16 protein-coding genes and 1 tRNA gene are annotated in these 19224 nt (G+C 67.8%); all 17 read right to left on the bottom strand.

All coding sequences use genetic code 11. The features are described 5' to 3' along the window. Positions 1 to 29: 29 nt before the first annotated feature. A complete protein-coding gene (locus tag CLV29_RS14605; RefSeq protein WP_133755837.1) occupies positions 30 to 869 on the bottom strand; it encodes a carbohydrate ABC transporter permease in 840 nt (279 codons plus the stop codon). Beyond that, positions 869 to 1822 carry a carbohydrate ABC transporter permease gene (locus CLV29_RS14600; protein WP_133755836.1) on the bottom strand — a complete coding sequence of 318 codons (954 nt, stop codon included), beginning with the start codon at positions 1820 to 1822 and terminating at the stop codon, positions 869 to 871. Before CLV29_RS14600 ends, CLV29_RS14605 begins: the two co-directional genes overlap by 1 nt. Beyond that, positions 1819 to 3141, bottom strand: coding sequence for a sugar ABC transporter substrate-binding protein (locus CLV29_RS14595; RefSeq protein WP_133755835.1), 1323 nt, complete (start codon positions 3139 to 3141; stop codon positions 1819 to 1821). Before CLV29_RS14595 ends, CLV29_RS14600 begins: the two co-directional genes overlap by 4 nt. A gap of 256 nt (positions 3142 to 3397) precedes the next feature. After that, a tRNA-Thr gene (locus tag CLV29_RS14590) sits at positions 3398 to 3473 on the bottom strand. A gap of 53 nt (positions 3474 to 3526) precedes the next feature. After that, entirely contained in the window at positions 3527 to 4027 is a 501-nt protein-coding gene (locus CLV29_RS14585; protein ID WP_243831959.1) for a GNAT family N-acetyltransferase, read from the bottom strand. 158 nt (positions 4028 to 4185) lie between these two features. Further along, positions 4186 to 5781 carry an alpha/beta hydrolase gene (locus tag CLV29_RS14580; protein ID WP_133755834.1) on the bottom strand — a complete coding sequence of 532 codons (1596 nt, stop codon included), beginning with the start codon at positions 5779 to 5781 and terminating at the stop codon, positions 4186 to 4188. Positions 5782 to 5964: 183 nt separating this feature from the next. Next, a complete protein-coding gene (locus CLV29_RS14575; protein ID WP_133755833.1) occupies positions 5965 to 6951 on the bottom strand; it encodes a DoxX family protein in 987 nt (328 codons plus the stop codon). A gap of 188 nt (positions 6952 to 7139) precedes the next feature. Next, the gene (locus CLV29_RS14570) at positions 7140 to 8354 is read right to left on the bottom strand and encodes a DNA polymerase III subunit delta' (RefSeq protein WP_133755832.1); all 1215 of its coding nucleotides are present in this window, start codon (positions 8352 to 8354) and stop codon (positions 7140 to 7142) included. 49 nt (positions 8355 to 8403) lie between these two features. Next, positions 8404 to 9039 carry a dTMP kinase gene (gene tmk / locus CLV29_RS14565; RefSeq protein ID WP_133755831.1) on the bottom strand — a complete coding sequence of 212 codons (636 nt, stop codon included), beginning with the start codon at positions 9037 to 9039 and terminating at the stop codon, positions 8404 to 8406. A gap of 25 nt (positions 9040 to 9064) precedes the next feature. Then, positions 9065 to 10426, bottom strand: coding sequence for a CYTH domain-containing protein (locus tag CLV29_RS14560; protein ID WP_133755830.1), 1362 nt, complete (start codon positions 10424 to 10426; stop codon positions 9065 to 9067). A gap of 1 nt (position 10427) precedes the next feature. Continuing rightward, on the bottom strand, positions 10428 to 13220 hold the full coding sequence (gene topA / locus CLV29_RS14555; protein ID WP_133755829.1) for a type I DNA topoisomerase: 2793 nt from the start codon (positions 13218 to 13220) through the stop codon (positions 10428 to 10430). 111 nt (positions 13221 to 13331) lie between these two features. Continuing rightward, entirely contained in the window at positions 13332 to 14834 is a 1503-nt protein-coding gene (locus CLV29_RS14550; protein ID WP_243831958.1) for a DUF7059 domain-containing protein, read from the bottom strand. Positions 14835 to 15035: 201 nt separating this feature from the next. Further along, positions 15036 to 16928: a propionyl-CoA synthetase gene (locus CLV29_RS14545; protein WP_133755827.1), complete on the bottom strand. Its 1893-nt coding sequence runs from the start codon at positions 16926 to 16928 to the stop codon at positions 15036 to 15038. Positions 16929 to 16954: 26 nt separating this feature from the next. After that, positions 16955 to 17386: an Rv3654c family TadE-like protein gene (locus CLV29_RS14540; RefSeq protein WP_133755826.1), complete on the bottom strand. Its 432-nt coding sequence runs from the start codon at positions 17384 to 17386 to the stop codon at positions 16955 to 16957. Further along, positions 17386 to 17724, bottom strand: a complete 339-nt coding sequence (locus CLV29_RS14535; protein ID WP_133755825.1) for a TadE family type IV pilus minor pilin — start codon at positions 17722 to 17724, stop codon at positions 17386 to 17388. The genes CLV29_RS14540 and CLV29_RS14535 overlap by 1 nt, the downstream gene beginning before the upstream one ends. A gap of 154 nt (positions 17725 to 17878) precedes the next feature. Beyond that, the gene (locus CLV29_RS14530) at positions 17879 to 18142 is read right to left on the bottom strand and encodes a DUF4244 domain-containing protein (protein WP_133755824.1); all 264 of its coding nucleotides are present in this window, start codon (positions 18140 to 18142) and stop codon (positions 17879 to 17881) included. 345 nt (positions 18143 to 18487) lie between these two features. Continuing rightward, on the bottom strand, positions 18488 to 19219 hold the full coding sequence (locus CLV29_RS14525; protein ID WP_166649295.1) for a type II secretion system F family protein: 732 nt from the start codon (positions 19217 to 19219) through the stop codon (positions 18488 to 18490). Between the last annotated feature and the right edge of the window lie 5 nt (positions 19220 to 19224).

Genomic DNA, 19224 nt, shown 5'->3' with positions numbered 1-19224 from the left:
GCTCAATCCTTTCTAGCCCGGTGGGCGACTCAGCCCTTGACGGCGCCCTGGGTGAGGCCGGAGATGATCTGTCGCTGGAACAACAACACCAACACCACGACAGGGATGGTGACGATGATGGCCGCGGCCGAGATGGCGCCGGTCGGTTCCTCGAACTGGGAAGCGCCGGTGAAGAACGCCAACGCGGCCGGGACCGGTCGCGCCGCCTCGGTGGAGGTCAGCGAGATCCCGTAGACGAAGTCGTTCCAGGCGATGAAGAAGGCGATGATGGCGGTGGTGAAGACGCCGGGCGCCGCCAACGGGACGATCGCCTTCCGGAAGGCCTGCCAGGTGGTTGCTCCGTCGACCTGGGCGGCCTGCTCCAGTTCCCAGGGGATCTGCTGGAAGAACGCCGCCAGGGTCCAGATGGAGATCGGCAGGGTCAGCGACAGGTACGGGATGATCAACCCGAGCCAGGTGTCGTACAGACCGATCAGCCGCCACAGGTTGAACAACGGCGTGACGATGCTGATCACCGGGAAGATCGACACCGCGAGTGCGGTGGTGAGGATGATCCGCTTGCCGGGGAAGTCCAACCGGGCGATCGCGTAGGCACACAGGGTCGCCAGCACCACCGCGATAAGGGTCGCGATCAAGGTGATGCCGATCGAGTTCCGCAAGGCGGTAAGGAACAAGCCCTGGGCGTCACCGGTGAGGATCAACTCGTAGTTGGCCAAGGTGCCGCCGCTGGCGGGGAGGAAACTGGGATTACCCAGGTCCGCTGAGGACTTGAACGAGTTGGCGAAGATCGACGCCACGGGGAACAACGCGTACAACAGCACCGCGACGGTGATCACCGCCCAGCCGATCTTGACCTTCGTGCTGGTCATCAGTTGCCTCCCCTCGTACCGGCCAGATCGACCTTGAACACCTTGATCGCGATGAAGGCGATCAACAACACGCAGATGAAGAGCAGCACCGAGACGGCCGAGCCCATACCGATCTCCAACCGCCCGATCGAGGTCCGGTAGGCCAACAGCGACAGCACCTCGGTGCTGTTCGCACCGTTGGTCATGATGAAGACGTTGTCGAAGATGCGGAAGGCATCGAGTGCCCGGAAGAGCACCGCGACCATGATCGCGGCCTTCATGTTGGGCAAGGTGACCTTCCGCATGACCTCCCAGCGGGTGGCGCCGTCGACCTTCGCGGCTTCGGTCAGCTCACCGGGCACCTGGGCGAGACCGGAGAGCAGCAGCAGGGAGATGAAGGGGGTGGTCTTCCAGATCTCGGAGGCGATGATCACCGCGATCGAGGTCTCGAAGTGGGCGAACCAGTTCAGATCCGGTGAGATTCCCGGCACCCAGGAGAACCATTGGTTCACGAAACCGGAGTTGATGTCGAAGGCGTAGTACCAGGCGAAGGCCGAGACCACGGTGATGATTCCGTAGGGCACCAGGATCGCGGTACGCAGGATGCCGCGGATCGACTTCAGCGCCCCGTGCATCACCAGGGCCAGCGCGAAGCCGAGGATCAGTTCGACCACCACCGTCACCACGGTGACCAGCAAAGTGACCAACAGGTCCCGCCACCAGACCCAGTCGGTCAGGATCACGCCGTAGTTGGCGAGCCCGACGAAATGGCGATCATCGGGCGCGGTCAGCCGGTAGCTGAACAGCGAGTCGTAGACCGCCTGCAGGATCGGGTAGGCCGTCACCAGCAGCATGATCACGAAGGCCGGGCCGGCCAGCAGCCATCCCAGACGGGACTCGGCCTTCGCCCGGTCGCTCTTGACCGGGCGGGCCTCGCGTACCGGCTTCCGGGCGGTTTCGGTGGTGGTGCTCACAGCAGGCGCTCCCCTCTGAGAACCTCGGTGATGAACTGCTGCGACGACGCCGGGGTGCTCGCCGGATCGACGGCCGACGGCGGGGTCCAGGTCTGCTGGATGCCGGTGGAGACCTCGTTGTAGTACGGGGTCTGCGGCCGCGGTGCGGCGATGTCCAGCGACTCCCGGATGGTCGTCGCCATCGGGAAGTCCTGAGCCACGCTCGGGTCATCGAAGGCACTACGGACCGCCGGCGCATTGCCGTTGGTGACGAAGTACTCGGTCTGGTTCTCCGGCTGCACGATGCAGGAGATCGCCTCGTAGGCAAGGTCCACATGGTCGGAGTCGGCTCCCACGCCGAGGTTGATCCCGCCCAGCGGCGGCGCGGCCTCGGTGTCGGCATCGACCCGGGGGAAGACCGCCCATCCGATGTCGTCGACCACCGACTGGTCCAGGCTGCCCTCCTCCACTGCCGACTGCATGGCCGGCCAGACGAAGTTGTAGTTGACCATGAAGGAGCCTTGATCGCCCTGGAACAACTCCATCGAGGCGTTCTCGTCCATCGTCGGCAGACCGGGACCGCCGAGCCCTTCGGTGCCGATGGTGCTGATGATCTCGGCAGCCTTCTCCCCCTGCGGGGAGTCCAGGCCGAGTTGCAGTTCCTCGGCCGATGCCTCGGGGTTGACCACGATCTCGCCTCCACCGGAGGCGATCAGGGCATTCAGCCAGACCGTCATCGACTCGGCCCGCGCCCCCTGCACACCGAGGTACTTGTCCTGGGAGCGGGCGGCTTCGATCAGTTGGTCCCAGGTGACCGGCTGGGTCATGTCCAACCCGGCGGCCTCGGCGACCGACTTGCGGTACCAGAGGATCTGGGTGTTGGCCCAGAAGGGCACCGTCACCAGTTCACCCTTCCAGGTCGCACCGTCGATGGCTCCCTGGACCACGTCCTGGGTGGAGCTCTGGGCGATGTCGTCGGGCACCGGCGCGAGGAAACCGGGCTCGGCCAATTCGGGGATGTAGGGCGGGTCGAGGCTCATGATGTCCATCGACGAGTCACCGGCTGCCAACCGCCGGGCGAGCTGTTCGCGCTGGGAGGCCGCATCATTGGGCAGCAACGAGGTCTCGATGGTGTAGGCACCATTGGCCTGTTCGGTGCACTTCTGCGCGATCGCGGCCTGCCCACCGTCATCGGGGTTGATGTACCAGGTGAGCGTCGGCGGACCGGACGAGCCGGAGCAGGCAGTCGCCACGAAGCCCAGCGCGGAGACGACGGCGACCGCTTTGATGCCGTTGCGCCAACGCCGACCGACGGTCTGCGTCACCTTCTGGTCTGCCATCCGATCACCTCATCGTGTGGAACATCCTCATGGGGAGACCATGAGAGCGTCCTCTGCGTTGCACTTGTGGGGCGATGCTAGCCCTCCCCCGACATGCGTGGCTACCGTGGTTTCCGGCCCGTCAACTACACGGCGTCGTGAAGCCGCGCAAACGCCGCTGTGGCGGGGATGTGCGTCTGGTCACGATCCGGGAAACCGTCAACCGTGGCTTGAGATCGGCAGGCGCTGGGGCACGTCAGGCGGCTGCTCGTAGCGGTGGAGCCACCTAGGGGAATCGAACCCCTGACCTACGCTTTACGAGAGCGTCGCTCTACCGACTGAGCTAAGGTGGCGCGGTCATTCCGACCGTGCGGCACTATACCGGTCGCGACCATGCAGCCCGAAATCAGCGAGCGGCCAACCGCTGCAGCGCCTGACCGGTGACACGCTGGGTGGTCCACTCCTCCATCCCGAGGGCACCGATCGAGCGGTAGAAGCCGATCGAGGGGGCGTTCCAGTCCAGGACCGTCCACTCGAACCGGGGATAGCCCCGCTGCAGACATACCTGGGCCAGGGAGGCCATCAGCGCCAGTCCGTACCCGCTGCCGCGCTCGGATTCGTGGACGTACAGGTCCTCCAACCAGATGCCGTGCTTCCCGGTCCAGGTGGAGTAGGTCAGGAACCACACCGCGATCCCGACGATCCGGCCGGACCGCTCCACGACCTGGGCGAAGACCTTCGGCTCGCCGCCGAAGAGCATCTCGGTCAAGGCCTCGGTGGTGTTGTCCACCGCATCGGGTTCGCGCTCGTACTCGGCCAGGGCCTGGATCGCGGCCAGGATCCCCGGCTCATCGCCCGGTCGGGCTTCCCGTACCACCGCGCCATCGGGCAACTGTCGTGTCTGCACGCTCGGACTGTACCTCCGGTCGCGCTACCGACCCGCCCTCCTCCACGGTAGGTACGCAACCCCTGATCGATGCACGCCTGGCATTGCTCGCCCGCGGACGAGAGTCGGATCGTCACCGACGGCCGATCCGGGCAACCACCGCTGGCGAAAGGGCCGGCTCAGGCCGAGCAGGTGGTCTCGTCCTCCGGCACCCGATCGAGGAAGTAGTCGCGAATCGTCGTGTTCACACACTCGTTGCGGCCGTAGGCGACGTGACCGTTGCCCTCGAAGGTCAGCAACCGTCCCACCCCGAGCTGATCGGCCATGCTGACCGCATTCTCGTACGGGGTGGCCGAATCGCCGGTGGTGCCGACCACCAGGATTGGCTCGGCCCCCTCGGCCTCGATCGGACCCGGGTCCTCGATCGCCGCCACCGGCCACGAGGGGCACCCGTAGTCCGGGCCCATGAACCGCCCGGCCCAGGGGGACACCTCTGCGGCGGCCGCCGCATCGGCATCGGCTCCGGCATAACCCTCATCGGGTTCGTCCAGACAGCGGATCGCGTTGAACGACTTCAGCAGGCCCCCGTAGCTGCCGTCGTCATTGCGGTTCCAGTAGGAGTCGGCGATCGCCAACATCAACTGCCCGTCGCCGTTGCGGGCATCGTCGACGCCCTGGCCAAGGTAGCTCCACACCGACTCGTCGGAGTACAGCATCTGGGCGACCGCAGTGACGAATGCCGACTGGGTGAGGCTGCGGTTGCCGACCGAGACGGGCTCGCTGTCCAGTTTCACCGTCAGGTCGGTGACCACGCCCATCACCTCCTCGGCACTGCCGCCGAGGACGCACTGCTCCTGTTCGGCACACCACTGGCTGAAGTTCTCCAGCGCCCGCTGGAATCCCTCCGACTGCGCCACTTCCTCCTCGCCGGTGATGTCCACGGCGCTGTCCAGCACCAGACGGCCCGAGGTCTGCGGGAACATCGAGGCGTACCGGGCACCGACCTCGGTGCCGTAGGAGGCGCCGTAGTAGTTCAGGCGACGGTCGCCGACCAGGCTCCGCAACATGTCCAGGTCCTGCACGGTGTCCACGGTGGAGATGTTCTCCAGCAGTTGCCCGGAGTTCTCCAGACAGGAGGCGCCGAGATTCACCTCGGCCTGCATCAGGTCCTCCCGCTCGGCCTCGTCATCGGGCGAGGAGTCCTGGTTGAACAAGATCTCCATGTCGGTGTCGCTGCAGACGACCGGCGTGGAGGCGCCGACCCCTCGGGGGTCCCAGCCGACGATGTCGTACTGCTCCAGACCGGTACGGTCGAACCCGGTGGCGAAGTCGGCACCGGAGCCGCCCGGCCCGCCGGGATTGACAAAGATGGTCCCCAGCCGGGGCGACTGGGTGGCCGGCACCTTCCGCATGAAGAGCGTGATCGCCGTCGGACCGGCCGGATCGTCCCAGTCCAGGGGCGCCAGCACCTCGGCGCATTCGCCACCCTCACACGGCTGCCAGGCGACATCCTGACCGTCCCAGCCGAGTTCGTCGATCTCGGCCGGGCGCTCGGTCATCCCGTCCGGGGTCACCTCGGGGACCGGCTGCAGGGGTCGCCCGTCACGGTTGATCGGATTGTCGTCCGGCGGCTCGGTCGGGGTGCTGCGCTGCACGAAGACGGCGCCGAATGCGGCGGCGGTGAGTCCGACGATCACGGCCAATACGGTCACCGACGCGATCACGGCCCGAATGGTCGAGGAGCGGCGAGCGGCAGGGGTCGTCGCAGATGGCACCGCGCCAATCTACCTGTGCCCCGGCGCGCATCAAGAACGCGCGCTGCTGCACCGACGGTTCCGGTCCGGGATCAGGGCCTACGCCACATCACGAATGCCTGCGCCTGCAGGATCGCAGACACAAACGCAGCGGGTGTCGCACCGATCGGTGCGACACCCGCTGCTGAAGGCAGTGTTGGAGGATCAGACCGACGCCTGGTCCAGCGCGGTCTCCTCCTTCTTGCGACGGCGGCTGGCCCGGAAGCTGCCGTCGATCGACCACCGGCCACCGCCGACGCAGAGGAACAGGATGCCCACCGCACCGAGCAGCAGCTCCAGCTCACCGGTCAGCTCGTACCCGTTCTGGAACGGGAAGGTCAGCCAGAGGACGAACACCAGCGCGCCGATGCCGATGGCGGCGACACCGAGTCCGGCCAGCCGGACCAGCACACCGAGGAGCAGGGCCACCGCGATGGCCACCTCGCTGATCGCCAGCACCAGCGCCATGATGTCGGGGTACGGGATGACCGTGTTCGACAACATGGTCTCCACGCCGGCCAGATCGAACAGCTTGGCCACACCGTGCAGACCCATGATCCCGGCGACGATCACCCGCAGCACGAACAGCCCGAGCGAGCCGAGGAAGCGGTCGGTGGTACGCGGGGACTTGCTGCGCTTGGCCGGTGCGACCGGCTGCGGTTCCTCCTCCTGATAGGCCGGTGGACGCTGCTTCATGCCCAGCGCGGCCTCACGGGCACGACGCTGTTCGGCCCAGTCGGTCTCCTCGGCCTCGACCTCGGCGAGCAACTGGGTGTGCTCCCCGCTGTCGGCCGGACGCGAGATCACCTGGGTCGAGTCGTCGACCTCGTCACGGTAGAGGGGCCGGGTCGGTTCGGCCGGCTTCTTCTCGCTGCCGCTGCTCCTGGGCGTCTGCGGCAGCAGCTCGGTCGCCTCGTCGGTGTTGTCGGCAGGAATCCTGTCCCCGCTGGGCTGGTCGCTGCTCACCGTGGGGGACTCCTGAATATCGGTGGTACGGCTGATGTGGGTGTCCTCGGCCGTACCGTCGGCCGGCACCGCCTGATTGGCCTGGGCATGGCTGGAGCGGTTCACAGCGGTGGAACCCGTCTTCGGGGTTGCGGCATCGTCGGGTGTCGACTCGTGGTCGACCGCCTCTTGGGACTTCGTGGTCACGAGCCTCTCCTTTCCGGGGTGTCCGTGTCAGTGTTTCATCGCCATAGCCCCGAATCGCGGAGCAACACGGCTGACACGCCGCGGAACCGGGCAATCGACATACGAATCGGCCCGGTGCCCGACCCACGAGTCGACCGGTGACAACACCCACGAGTCGACCGGTCACCGATCGGGTGCAGCGGCCGCTCTCAGTCGGGGCGATCGGCCCGGACCAGCGCGACCAACATCGCCTCCACCGCCAGCAGTGGCCGGACGTTGGTCTCCAATGCCTCCCGGCAGGCGAGCAGTGCGTCGATCCGTCGCAGAGTCGCCTCCGGACGCGACCGGGACGCCTGCGCGGCGATCTGTTCGGCCAGTTCGACATTGATCGGCTCAACCGCCGCACCGGTCTGCACGTTCAGCACATCGCGGTAGTACCCGGTCAACTCGGTCAACGCCCGGTCGAGGGCGTCGCGTTCGAAGCGCTTGGCCCGTGCCTTCTGCTGATCGGCCAGCTCCCGCAAGGCTGCCTGCGCCGAGCGGGACCTGGCGCCCTTCGTCCCCACCCCGAGTGCCCGTTCCAGTTCCTCGCGTTCCTTCACGTCCAGCTCGGCGGTGACCTGGGCGGACTCGGCCGAACAGGCAGTGACAAGCTGCTCCGCCGCCGTCAGACAGGCACCCAGGGAACGCAATCGCCCGGGGATCTGCAGCACGGCATGTCGCCGCTCCCGCGCCTCCGGGTTACGGGCGAGCACCCGGGCCCGACCGATGTGGCCCTGCGCGGCGCGGGCGGCGGCCACCGCCTGCTCGGCCGGGATGCCGTCGCGGCGCTGCAACAGCTCGGCGACCGCGGCCGGCTGCGGAGTGGTCAGGTGCAGTGCCCGGGACCGCGAGCGGATGGTCGCCACCACATCCTCCGGGGTCGGCGCGCAGAGCAGCCACACCGTCCGCGGTGAGGGCTCCTCGATGCTCTTCAACAACGCATCGGCCCCGCGCTCGGTGACCCGATCGGCATCCTCGATCACCAGCACCTGATGGCGGCCGACGCTCGGGCTCATCGACGCCCGGCGCACCAGGTCGCGGATCTCGTCGACCCCGATGGACAGCATCTCGGTGCGGACCAGGGTGACATCGGGATGGGCTCCGCTGAGCGCGGTACGGCAGCCGCGGCACTCCCCGCAGCCGGCCATGGTCCGATCCGCCGATTCACATTCCAGGGCAGCGGCGAAGGCCCGGGCGGCATTCGAGCGTCCGGACCCCGGCGGCCCGGTGATCAACCAGGCGTGGCTCATCGCATGCGGCCCGCCGGCGACGGCACGCCTCAGGGTGTCCACCGCCCGACCCTGACCGACCAGGTCGGCCCAGACACCGAAGCCTCCGCTGCCGGGCTCGACCGGGAACGGTGCGGTCTCGACCTGACTCATCGCTCCCCTGCCCGTCTGGCTGTCCGACCCGCCGGTCGGGGGTCTGTCGTCACGATCCGAAGTTACCCGGTCGCTCCGACAGCAGTTCTCGCACTCGGCGCCAGACGACCCCGGCGATCGCGGACCGGTCATCGCGGGCGGGCAGTACCAGGTAGCGACCCGGATCGGCTCCGGCCAGGCTCAGGAACCCCTCGCGTACCCGCTGGTGGAAGTCGGCACCGGCTGCCTCGATCCGATCCTTGGCGACGATGTCGGCGACCCCGCGTACCGGATCCAGATCCAGCAGTACGGTCAGGTCGGGCAGCAGACCATCGGTCGCCCAATCGGAGATCTCGGCCACCTCCGAGCTCGACAGCACCCGGCCGGCGCCCTGGTAGGCGAGCAACGAGTCGACATAGCGGTCGCAGACGACGACCTCACCACGTGCCAGGGCAGGTCGTACCACCTCGTGCACATGCTGTGCCTTGTCCGCGGCATACAACAGGGCCTCGGCCTTCGGCGCCAGATCCCCGGTGGCCGGGTCCAGCAGGATGCTCCGGATGGTCGCCCCGGCCGGTGTGCCACCGGGTTGACGGGTCGTCAGCTGGGCGATCCCGGCCTCGGTCAGGCGTTCGGCGAGCAGTCGCTGCTGGGTCGACTTGCCGACCCCGTCACCGCCCTCGAAGACGACGAACAAGCCGCTCATGCCCGCACCCGTACCGGTGGAGTGGTCATCGGAACTCTCCTCGCAGCGAGGACCACAGGGCCACCGCCCGGGCCCGGGCGGCCTGCCGGCGGGCGTCGGCGCGCTCGAAGCTCCGACCGGCCTCGAAGGCCTCGGCCGGACTCAGTCGGTCGATCTCCGGTGGCGAGCTGTCGATGATCGACTGCCGCAACTCGGCGAGCATCGATTTCGTCGCCCGGCGTACCCGCTTCGAACGTTTGGGCTTGATCATCTGCGTGATCGCTGCGGAGTTGATCAACTGCCCACCGGCGGCGACGGCGGCCTGCCAGGCTTCGTCATCGGACTCCGGCGACAACCGGTCGCAGGCCTCGACGAAGTCCAGGCAGACCCGTTCCAACAGGCCACCGAAGGCATCGCGCGCCTTCGGTGGTTGATCGGTGTCGATGCCGTCGACCAGCCGGGGTGCCCGGACGCTGCGGATCAACGTGTCCAGCGCCTTCAGGTGACGGCCACTGTTGATCACCGTCAGCGCTTCGTCAGGATCGGCAGCACGTAGACGCTCGGCGATCTCGATGTAGTCCTCGGGAAGGCTCGACGGGTGCCGCAGGAACGGCGCCAGTCCGCGCAACTCGGTGGCCACGGCCGTCAGCTGTTCGATCAACGGATCCGCCGGGCCACCACCGCGCAGTGCAAGATCGGCAGTGATGATCATCTGCAGCCGGGCGGCCAGCAGGGATCCGATCACCACGTCGATCCGGCTGTGATCATCCCAGGGCGCCGGGGCCGGGAAATCGGTACGGCCGGTGGCCGGGGCGCCGATCCGACCGGCCAGGGAGACGAACTCCTCGACCTGGGTGCCACCGGCCAACCCGAGGATCTCGATCACCCATTCGCGCTGCTCGGTGTTCAACCCCGCCCCGACGGTGACCTCCCGGAATCGCGAGGTGGTGAGCCCACCGGAGCGGACGGTGACGAACTTGTCGGTCACGGTGGTGATCCGTTCACCGGCCGACTGCAAGGCATAGGTCCAGTTGTCCACCTCCAGGGCGGCGACCGGGGTGAGCGGCGCGTCCCGCCGGAACGGGCGGATCAGCGAGGCGAGTTCGTCGGGAAGATCCCCGTCGCTCATCGGCTCACTGCGATCGGCCGGCAACCACGGATGCCACCCCGGCGCCGAGAGGTTCCAGTCACCACGGCCGTCGCTCACCCGATGGGTGAGCACGATCCCGGCCCGGATGAGCCGGAAGTCGGCGGCGTCCAGCAGGGTCTCCTGGCGGGTCCACCGATCGGTCGGACCGCCGAGCACGGTCACCTTGTCGATGCCGAGCTCGGAGTTCACCAGCCGCGAGGGCCGAGCGGCGAAGGGAAGCTCGATCCGGACCTCGCCGGAGAGGGAGGCCTGGGGCATCTCAGCTCCCGCTGCTGGACGAGGAAGTCGCCTTCTTCGCGGTCGTCTTCTTGGCTGCGGTCTTCTTCGCCGGCGCCTTCTTGGCCGTCTTCTTCGCAGTCGTCTTCTTGGCGGTCGACTTCTTGGCCGCGGCCTTCTTCGCCGGCGCCTTCTTGGCCGCCTTCTTCGCCGGTCCCTTGGCGCGCTTCTCGGCCAGCAGTTCGGCCCCGCGCTCGGGGGTGATCGTCTCCACGTCGTCACCGCGGCGCAGGCTCGCCATGGTCTCACCGTCGGTCACGTACGGCCCGAACCGGCCGTCCTTGACCACCATCGGTTTCTCGGTGTTCGGATCGTTGCCGAGTTCCTTCAGCGGCGGTTTGGCCGCTGCCCGTCCTCGACGCTTCGGCTGGTCGTAGATCGCCTTGGCCTGGTCGATGGTGACGGTGAAGATCTGTTCCTCGGTCTCCAACGAACGCGAATCGCTGCCCTTCTTCAGGTACGGGCCGTAGCGCCCGTTCTGCGCGGTCACCGTCTCCCCGTCGAGTTCGCCGACGGTCCGGGGCAGGCTGAGCAGCTTCAGTGCCGTGTCCAGGTCGATGGTGTCGAGGTCCATCGAGCTGAACAGCGAACCGGTGCGCGGTTTGGTCCCCTTCGGCGCATCCTCGGCCAACACCTCGGTGACATAGGGGCCGAAGCGTCCGCTGCGGGCCACGATCGGGCGGTGGGTGTCGGGATGCAGCCCCAGCTCCCGCTCCTCCCCCATCGGGCGGGCCAGCAACTCCTTGGCCTTCTCCACGGTCAGTTCGTCCGGCGGCAGGTCGTCGGGTACGGCGGCACGCTTGCCCTCACCGTCGCCCTCGGGGGCCTGTTCGACGATCGTCCCGTACCGGCCGACCCGAACGGTGAGCCCGGAGTCGAGGTCGCCGATGCCGAAGGTGCTGATCTTCCGGGCGTCGATGTCGCCGAGTTCGGTGGTGAGTTCCTTCAGCCCTTCGGCATCACCGTCGCCGAAGTAGAAGTCGCTGAGCACCCGTACCCGCTCGGCATTGCCGCCGGCGACCAGGTCCAGGGTCTGTTCCAACTTGGCGGTGAAGTCGTAGTCGACCAGCTGGGTGAAGTGTTCCTCCAGCAGGCGGGTGACGGCGAAGGCGAGCCAGGTCGGCACCAGCGCCGCGCCGCGTTTGAACACGTAGTCGCGAGCGGTGATGGTGCGCAGGATCGAGGCGTAGGTCGAGGGCCGGCCGATCTCCAGCTCCTCCAGTTTCGCCACCAGCGAGGGCTCGGTGTAGCGGGCCGGCGGGCGGGTCTCGTGACCGGCTGCGATGACCTCCTCGGCGCTCAGTGCCTGTCCCTGGCTGAGCTGCGGCAGGCGGGTCTGCTGATCATCGCTGGCACCGTCGTCGACCGACTCGACATAGGCCTTCAGGAAGCCGTGGAAGGTGATGGTCCGCCCGGAGGCCACCAGCTGTGCGGTGTCGGCGGTGACCTGTGCGGCAGGCGAGGTGACGGTGACCGATCCGGGCAGGTCGGCCTGGATCCGTACCGTCACGGTCTCACCGACCGCATCGGCCATCTGCGAGGCGACGGTGCGCATCCAGATCAGTTCGTACAACCGGAAGGCGTCCCCATTCAGCCCGGTCTGGGCGGGGGTACGGAAGGTGTCGCCGGCAGGCCGGATCGCCTCGTGCGCCTCCTGGGCGTTCTTCACCTTGGAGGTGTAGACGCGCGGCGACTTCGGCAGGTAGCTGTCGCCGAACAGTTGCTTCACCTGCGCCCGGGCGGCGGTGATCGCCGAGTTCGACAACTGCACCGAGTCGGTACGCATGTAGGTGATGTAGCCACCCTCGTACAGGTCCTGGGCGACCGACATCGCCCGCTGGGCGGAGAACCCGAGTTTACGCCCGGCCTCCTGCTGCATGGTGGTGGTACGGAACGGCGCGTACGGCCGTCGCGTGTAGGGCTTGGACTCGACCTGCTTCACGCTCAGGTCGGCGGCACGGATGCTGTCGGCGATGGTGTTCGCCGCGGTTTCGTCGAGTGCGATCACCGGGGCAGAGCCGGAGGCGGTGAGCTGACCGCGGGCATCGAAGTCGCGGCCCTGGGCGATCCGATGGTCACCGATCTCGGTCACCCGGGAGCGGAAGCTGCGCGGTTCGGCCTCGGCACCGGCATCCAGTTGGGCAGCCAGGTCCCAGTAGGCGGCGCTGCGGAAGGCGATCCGCTCCCGCTCCCGGTCCACCACCAGACGGGTGGCGACCGACTGCACCCGGCCGGCCGACAGGTTCTGGGTCATCTTCCGCCACAGCACCGGGGAGACCTCGAAGCCGTAGAGGCGGTCGAGGATCCGGCGGGTCTCCTGGGCGTCGACCAGGTCCATGTCCAAGTCGCGTAACTGGGTGAGGGATTCGCGGATGGCCGATTCGGTGATCTCGTGGAAGACCATCCGGCGGGTCGGCACCTTCGGCTTCAGTTGCCGCTGCAGGTGCCAGGCGATGGCCTCACCTTCGCGGTCACCGTCGGTGGCCAGCAGCAGTTCGTCGGCTTCGGCCAGCGCCTGCTTCAGCGAGGTGATGGTCGGCTTCTTCTCCGGCGGTACGACGTAGATGGCCTCGAAGTCGTGGTCGACGTCGACCCCGAGCCGGGCCCACTTCTCACCTTTGTACTTGGCGGGTACGGAGGAGGCATTGGTGGGCAGATCGCTGATGTGCCCGCGGCTGGACTCGACGATGTAGTCATCGCCCAGATAGCCCGCGATCTTGGTCGCCTTGGTCGGCGACTCCACGATCACGAGGGTCTTGGTCGATTCTGCTGCCACTGCTACCTCTCCTGATAACCCCCTGTGTGGGGCCAACACCGCCGAAGCGTACCCGAGGGCCGCGGTTCGGCAAGGTGGATGTACCGGAGCGATCACTCACCTCGGTGACGGTCACCTCCGGGGGCGACGCAGGAATCCGTCGGCGATCAGTTCCCGCAGCCGCGGCAACAGATCGGTACGCAATCCGGCCGGATCGACCTCCAGCAACTGGCCGACGGCATCGACGATCACACCCAGCGGCAGGTCGCCGTCACAGGCGCCGAGCACGCCGCCGAGTGCGGTGTCGACCTCCACCGCCCGGAGCAGGCCGGTGCGCTGGCGGTAGACGACGTGTTCGGGGTCCTCCGCGCCCGGCCGGCCGATGGTCTCGGCGTCGACCCGGCGGTCCAGCCGCCAGTTCGTCGCCCAGAGTTGTTCGGCGGCCATGGTGGAGTCACCGACGGCGTCCAGCCAGTCGCCGAGGGCGTCCCCGACGGGTTGGGCGACGGCATGCGGCCAGCTCTCGGTGCGGATGATCGAGGGTGCGTCGCCCGATTTGCGGACGGTGATCCAGCCCATGCCGACGCCGCGGATGCCGAGCTCGTCGAAGTAGTCGAGCCACCGGTCGTACTGCTCGAGGTAGTCCGGGGTGCCGACCAGTCCGGCGTCGGTGAGCCAGATCTCGATGTAGCTGAACACATCGAGGTGTTCGCGTTCGAGCACCAGCGCCTGGACACCGGTCTCGGGGAACCAGGTACGGATCCGCGCGCCCCAGTCCTCGTCGGTGATCGCCCAGTTGCCGAGCACCTGCAGGGTGCCACCCTCGGTGAGTCGTTCGATCCCGCCGGTGACGACTTCGCGGACCAGTTCGTCGCCACGTCGGGCGCCCTCGCGGTAGGTCAGTCGTTCGGCGCCGGTCGCCGGCGGCGACATCACATAGGGCGGGTTGCTGACGATCAGGTCGAAGCTCTGCTCGGCGACCGGGGCGTAGAGGTCACCGGCCAGCAGTTCGACCGGCGTCTGGTTCAACTCGGCGGTCCAGGCCGCCAGCCGCAGTGCCCGCTGGTTCAGGTCGGTCGCGACCACCTGCTCGGCATGGTCGGCCAGGTGCACGCTCTGCACACCGCATCCGGCCCCCAGGTCCAGCGCCCGGCCGACCGGTCGTCGGATGGTCAGCTGGGCCAAGGTGGTGGAGGCCGGGGAGACACCGAGGACGTAGTCCGGGCGCATCGGCGGCGGCGGGGAGTCCAGGCCGGGGGTCAGGTCGGAGACGATCCACTTGGGCAGTGCGTCCTCGGTGGCGTAGGGTCGGATGTCGATCAGGGCCCGGACGCCGTGTTCGACGAGTTCGACGATCTCGGCGTCCAGCAGTGGGGTGAGCAGTTCCGGCAGGGCGTGCTGCAGCGGTTCGATGTCGACACTGCGCTGCAGCAGGAACAGCCGGATCAGGGTCGCCAACGGATCGGTCGCCTCACCGAGGGCGCGGGTGGCCGGGGTGGTCTGGTTGCGACCGAGCCCGTCCTGACCGGATTCACCGATCCGGTCCAGCACTGCGTCGACGGTGTAGTCGACGTCGAGGAACCGGCGGCGCAGCGCTGTCAGCAGGGTACGGGTGTCGGGGTCCGGGGTGGTCACGCCAGAAGCCAACCCTGTCCGCGAGCAGTTGTCATCTTCATCCATGGCGGAAGGTGCCACGTGAGCAGGAGGGCTGGGCAGTCAGGCCCGCGTCCCTTGTCCAGGTATCTGGACCCAGTCACCATTCGGACCGAATCACCACTGGACACCATTCGGACCGAATCACCATGGACCGGGACCGAGTGTGTGTCGGTGGCCGGGTCAGCTGCCGAGCACCGGGCGCAGTTGTTCGACCACGCTCGGGTCCTCGATCGTGGACGGGATCACCGCCTGCTTGCCGTCGGCGATCTCCCGCATGGTCTTGCGCAGGATCTTGCCCGAGCGGGTCTTGGGCAATCCGTCGACGACATCGATCCGGCGCAGTGCCGCCACGGCGCCGATCTCGTCGCGGACCAGTTTGACCAGTGCTGCCTCCAGTTCGGCGGGGTCGACCTCCTTGCCCTGTTTCAGGACGACGAAGCCGCGCGGGATCTGTCCCTTGAGCTGGTCCGCGACACCGATCACCGCGCATTCGGCGACTGCCGGATGGGTGGCGATGACGGCCTCCATCGCACCGGTGGACAGCCGGTGTCCGGCGACGTTGATCACGTCGTCGGTACGGCCGAGGATCGTCACGTAGCCGTCCTCGTCGATCACGCCGCCGTCACCGGTGGCGTAGTAACCGGGATAGGCGCTGAGGTAGGAGCCGACCATCCGCTGACGATCACCCCAGACCCCGGCCAAGGTGCCCGGCGGCAGTGGCAGCTTGATCGCGATGGCGCCTTCGGTGCCGGCTGGCAGCTCGGTGCCGTCGGGGCCGAGCACCTGCACGTCGTACCCGGGCACCGGCACCGAGGGTGAGCCCGCCTTGATCGGCATCGGTTCCATCCCGCGAAGGTTGGCCGCGATCGGCCAGCCGGTCTCGGTCTGCCACCAGTTGTCCACCACCGGGATGTCGAGCTTCTCGGCCGCCCAGTTCAGCGTGTCCGGGTCGGTCCGTTCACCGGCCAGGAACAGGGTCTGCAGGGTGGAGAGGTCGTGATCGGCCAGCAGTTCGCCGTCGGGATCGACCTTGCGGATGGCCCGGATCGCGGTCGGTGCGGTGAACATCGCCTTCACACCGTGTTCGGCGACCACCCGCCAGAACGCGGCGGCATCGGGGGTACCGACGGGTTTGCCCTCGTACAGGATCGTGGTGGCCCCGGCGATCAGCGGCCCGTAGACGATGAAGGAGTGTCCGACCACCCAGCCGACATCGGAAGCGGTGAACATCACCTCACCCGCCCCGACGTCGTAGATCTCCCGCATCGCATAGCTCATCGCCACGGCGTGGCCACCGTTGTCGCGGACGATCCCCTTGGGCTTCCCGGTGGTGCCGGAGGTGTAGAGGATGTAGAGCGGATCCAGCGCCTCCACCTCGACCGCCGCGGCGGGTTCGATGTCCTTGGCCGACATCAATTCGGCGAAGTCGTGGTCACGCCCCTCAGTCAGTTCGGCCCTGGCCTCCGGCCGCTGCAGCACGATGCAGTGGTCGGGCTGGTGTTCGGTCCGGGAGAGCGCGGCGTCGAGGATGGGCTGGTACTCCACCACCCGGTTGGGCTCCAGCCCGCAGGAGGCCGAGATGATCACCTTCGGTTCGGCACCGTCGATCCGCGCGGCGAGCTCGGCCGGGGCGAACCCGCCGAAAACCACCGAGTGGATCGCGCCGAGCCGGGCGCAGGCAAGCATGGCCATCGCCGCCTCGGGGATCATCGGCATGTAGATCACCACCCGGTCGCCGCGGCGGACACCGAGGGCAGTCAGGGCACCAGCCAGCTTGGCGACCCGCTCCAGCAGCTCGGCGTAGGTGTAGGTCCGGCGCGCATCGGTCATCGCCGAGTGGTAGATCAGCGCGGGCTGGTCGGCACGCCCGGCGATCACGTGCCGGTCGAGGGCGTTGTAACAAGTGTTCAGCACACCGCCGCCGAACCATCGGGGGATCGGCTCGCCGTCCTCACCCTCGCTCGGCACCAGCACCTGCTTCGGCGGTGTGAACCAGTCGATCGCGCTCGCCTGCTCGGCCCAGTAACCCTCCGGGTCGCTGATGCTCCGGTCGTACGATTCTCGGTAGCCCATCGTCGCGCTCCTCTCCGCGCCAGAGTCTACGGCGGGTCCACCGTCTGCAATGACCCGGCATGGGCAATCGCCGGTATCGACTCCGGAAGCCCCGCCACGGGCATGCTCACCGGCGCCTCCACCCGGACCGAGACCACCAGGTCGAGGGCATCGCCGACCTCGGAACACTCGACCAGTTCGACTCCATTGGCCTGGGCAGCCGAGGCGGCCACAGCACAACCATCAGCACCGGCCACGGCGGCCTGTGCCCCGGAGAAGGCTGCCGAGTCCGCACCGGCACGGGCCTGGACCGCCGCGACCCGGTATCCGGAGACGATCAGCACCGCCGTTCCGAGCAGCATCGCCACCAGCATCAGCGTCATGATCAACACCGTCCCGGAACCGGACTCGTCGAACCGTGCCGGCCGTGCCCGGCCGGCCCGGCAACGCGTCGTCGGACGGGTTCTGAGCACGCTCATCACCCCGGTTCCGATCCGATCCTGGAACGGGCAGTCGTGGTGATCGCCGGCACCAGGTCGAACGGCCGGTACGCGGCCTCGACGGTCACCTCCACCCTGCCGCCTTCGTCGAACACGCTGACCTCGGCGCCATCGGGCACCCGCTGCCGGGCCAGATCGGCTGCGGCATCGTCACCCCGGGCGACCTGCCGGGCGATCTCCGCGGCTGCTTCGCTGCAACGCACCTGCTGGTTCATCGCCCCCAGACCGAAACCGATCCCGACCAAGATCACCACCAAGCAGAGCAACCCCACGGCGATCTCAGCGGTGACCATGCCGCGTTGTCGGTTTCTGGTCATCTGCCACCTCCTGTCATGCCGGTCTCACCACTCGACGTACCTGTCGAGCGTTCGCCTCGGCCTCCTGTGTCGAGGCGTACCCGAAGGTGGCCGGCAGGTCCTGCCGGCCACCTCGGCCCGTCGCCCAGCAGCCCGATTGATCCGGATCTTCGTCTCAGAACGGCTGCAGGTCGCTGAACAACCCGATCAGCCAGATGATGAACTGCAGCAGTGCTTCCTGCACCTCCGGATTGGTCAACACCTTGAGGAGGATGCCGGCGAACGACACCGCCGCCACGGTCCCCACCGCATACTCGGCGGTGGTCATCCCCCGCTCGTTCAGGTCGCCGTGTTCGGAGCCCACCGGGGCGAGGACGCCCTCCGACTCGATCTCCTCGCTGACGGTCGACGCCTGGACCGGATCCTGTCCTGCTCCCATGATCATTCCCTTTCCTGATTCCCCTGGGTGCCCACGGGCACCTGACCCGAACGGGTCGTACGAACCATGGGAATCCGCCACCACGATCAGTCGCGATCCGCCGGATCTGTGGACAGAGCCCGGATTGCTGAACGCTGTGGACAACGAATCAGCGACACAGGAGCCGTTGATCCTGTCGGAGGAAGCGAGTCAGCCGGATGTTCGCACCCCGGATCCCGGGCATCCCCTGGACGGGCCGCCATCGGCACACTTCGACCAGCCAGCCGCTCTCCCCATGACTCTGACGTCACTCTTCGCGGACCCCTGATCCGGTTACCAACGCGCCGACCTCGACACGCTGACGACTCACGGCAGCAGTGCCGTGATGGCGCCGGCAACGATCGGCACCACCCCGATCAGCAGGAACGCCGGGAGGAAACAGAGCGTCACCGGCAGCACACTGCGCACCCCGGCCGTCCTCGCGTGAGCACGCATCATCTGGTGCCGGCCCACCCTGGCCCTGACCGCATGGCCGAGCAGGACATCGGCCAACGGAGCTCCCGATTCCGAGGAGCGAACCGCGTCGCGGGCCAACCGACCCAGCACCGGATCCTCACGCAGCGAGTTCCACGCCCCCGCGTCGTCGGCACCGAGTTCGAGGGCCACGATCACCCGGGTCAATCGCGCTGCCAGGGGTCCTGAAGTCAGTCCGGCGACCTCCTTCAGGGCCGAAGGCAACGGCATACCCGACCCCAGGCATCCCGCCAACAGCTCCAGCGTCCCCGGCAGCTCGACGGTCATCAGTTCCTGCTCCCGCCGGACGGCGGCCGGTTGCAGACGACCCAGCGCAAGCAGCACACAGATCCCCACCGGCAACGACAGGATCAGCGCGATGGCAGAGGGCCAGAACACGATCGCGGTGACGACCCCGGCCCCACCACCGGCAAGCACCCGGACCCGCCACGACAGCGCCGGCACCGACGGCCGGACAGGACCGGCCGATTCCCCTGCCAGCCGAGTCCGCGCCTGCGTCGGGCCGCCGACCAGCAGCGCGACGACGACGGCCGTACCGAGCGCAGCAACGACAGTCGCGACCATGATCA

Origin of the sequence: Naumannella halotolerans (assembly GCF_004364645.1) — a bacterium.
Lineage (GTDB): Bacteria > Actinomycetota > Actinomycetes > Propionibacteriales > Propionibacteriaceae > Naumannella > Naumannella halotolerans.
This window is presented reverse-complemented; position numbering and strand designations above follow the sequence as displayed.

Coding starts and splice junctions, on each gene's coding strand:
- CLV29_RS14530 (WP_133755824.1), bottom strand. CDS start 18,142: ATGGGAGCAGGACAGGATCCGGTCCAGGCGTCGACCGTCAGCGAGGAG.
- CLV29_RS14525 (WP_166649295.1), bottom strand. CDS start 19,219: ATGGTCGCGACTGTCGTTGCTGCGCTCGGTACGGCCGTCGTCGTCGCG.
- CLV29_RS14545 (WP_133755827.1), bottom strand. CDS start 16,928: ATGGGCTACCGAGAATCGTACGACCGGAGCATCAGCGACCCGGAGGGT.
- tmk (WP_133755831.1), bottom strand. CDS start 9,039: ATGAGCGGCTTGTTCGTCGTCTTCGAGGGCGGTGACGGGGTCGGCAAG.
- CLV29_RS14535 (WP_133755825.1), bottom strand. CDS start 17,724: ATGACCAGAAACCGACAACGCGGCATGGTCACCGCTGAGATCGCCGTG.
- CLV29_RS14605 (WP_133755837.1), bottom strand. CDS start 869: ATGACCAGCACGAAGGTCAAGATCGGCTGGGCGGTGATCACCGTCGCG.
- CLV29_RS14560 (WP_133755830.1), bottom strand. CDS start 10,426: ATGCCCCAGGCCTCCCTCTCCGGCGAGGTCCGGATCGAGCTTCCCTTC.
- CLV29_RS14570 (WP_133755832.1), bottom strand. CDS start 8,354: ATGAGTCAGGTCGAGACCGCACCGTTCCCGGTCGAGCCCGGCAGCGGA.
- CLV29_RS14540 (WP_133755826.1), bottom strand. CDS start 17,386: ATGAGCGTGCTCAGAACCCGTCCGACGACGCGTTGCCGGGCCGGCCGG.
- CLV29_RS14595 (WP_133755835.1), bottom strand. CDS start 3,141: ATGGCAGACCAGAAGGTGACGCAGACCGTCGGTCGGCGTTGGCGCAAC.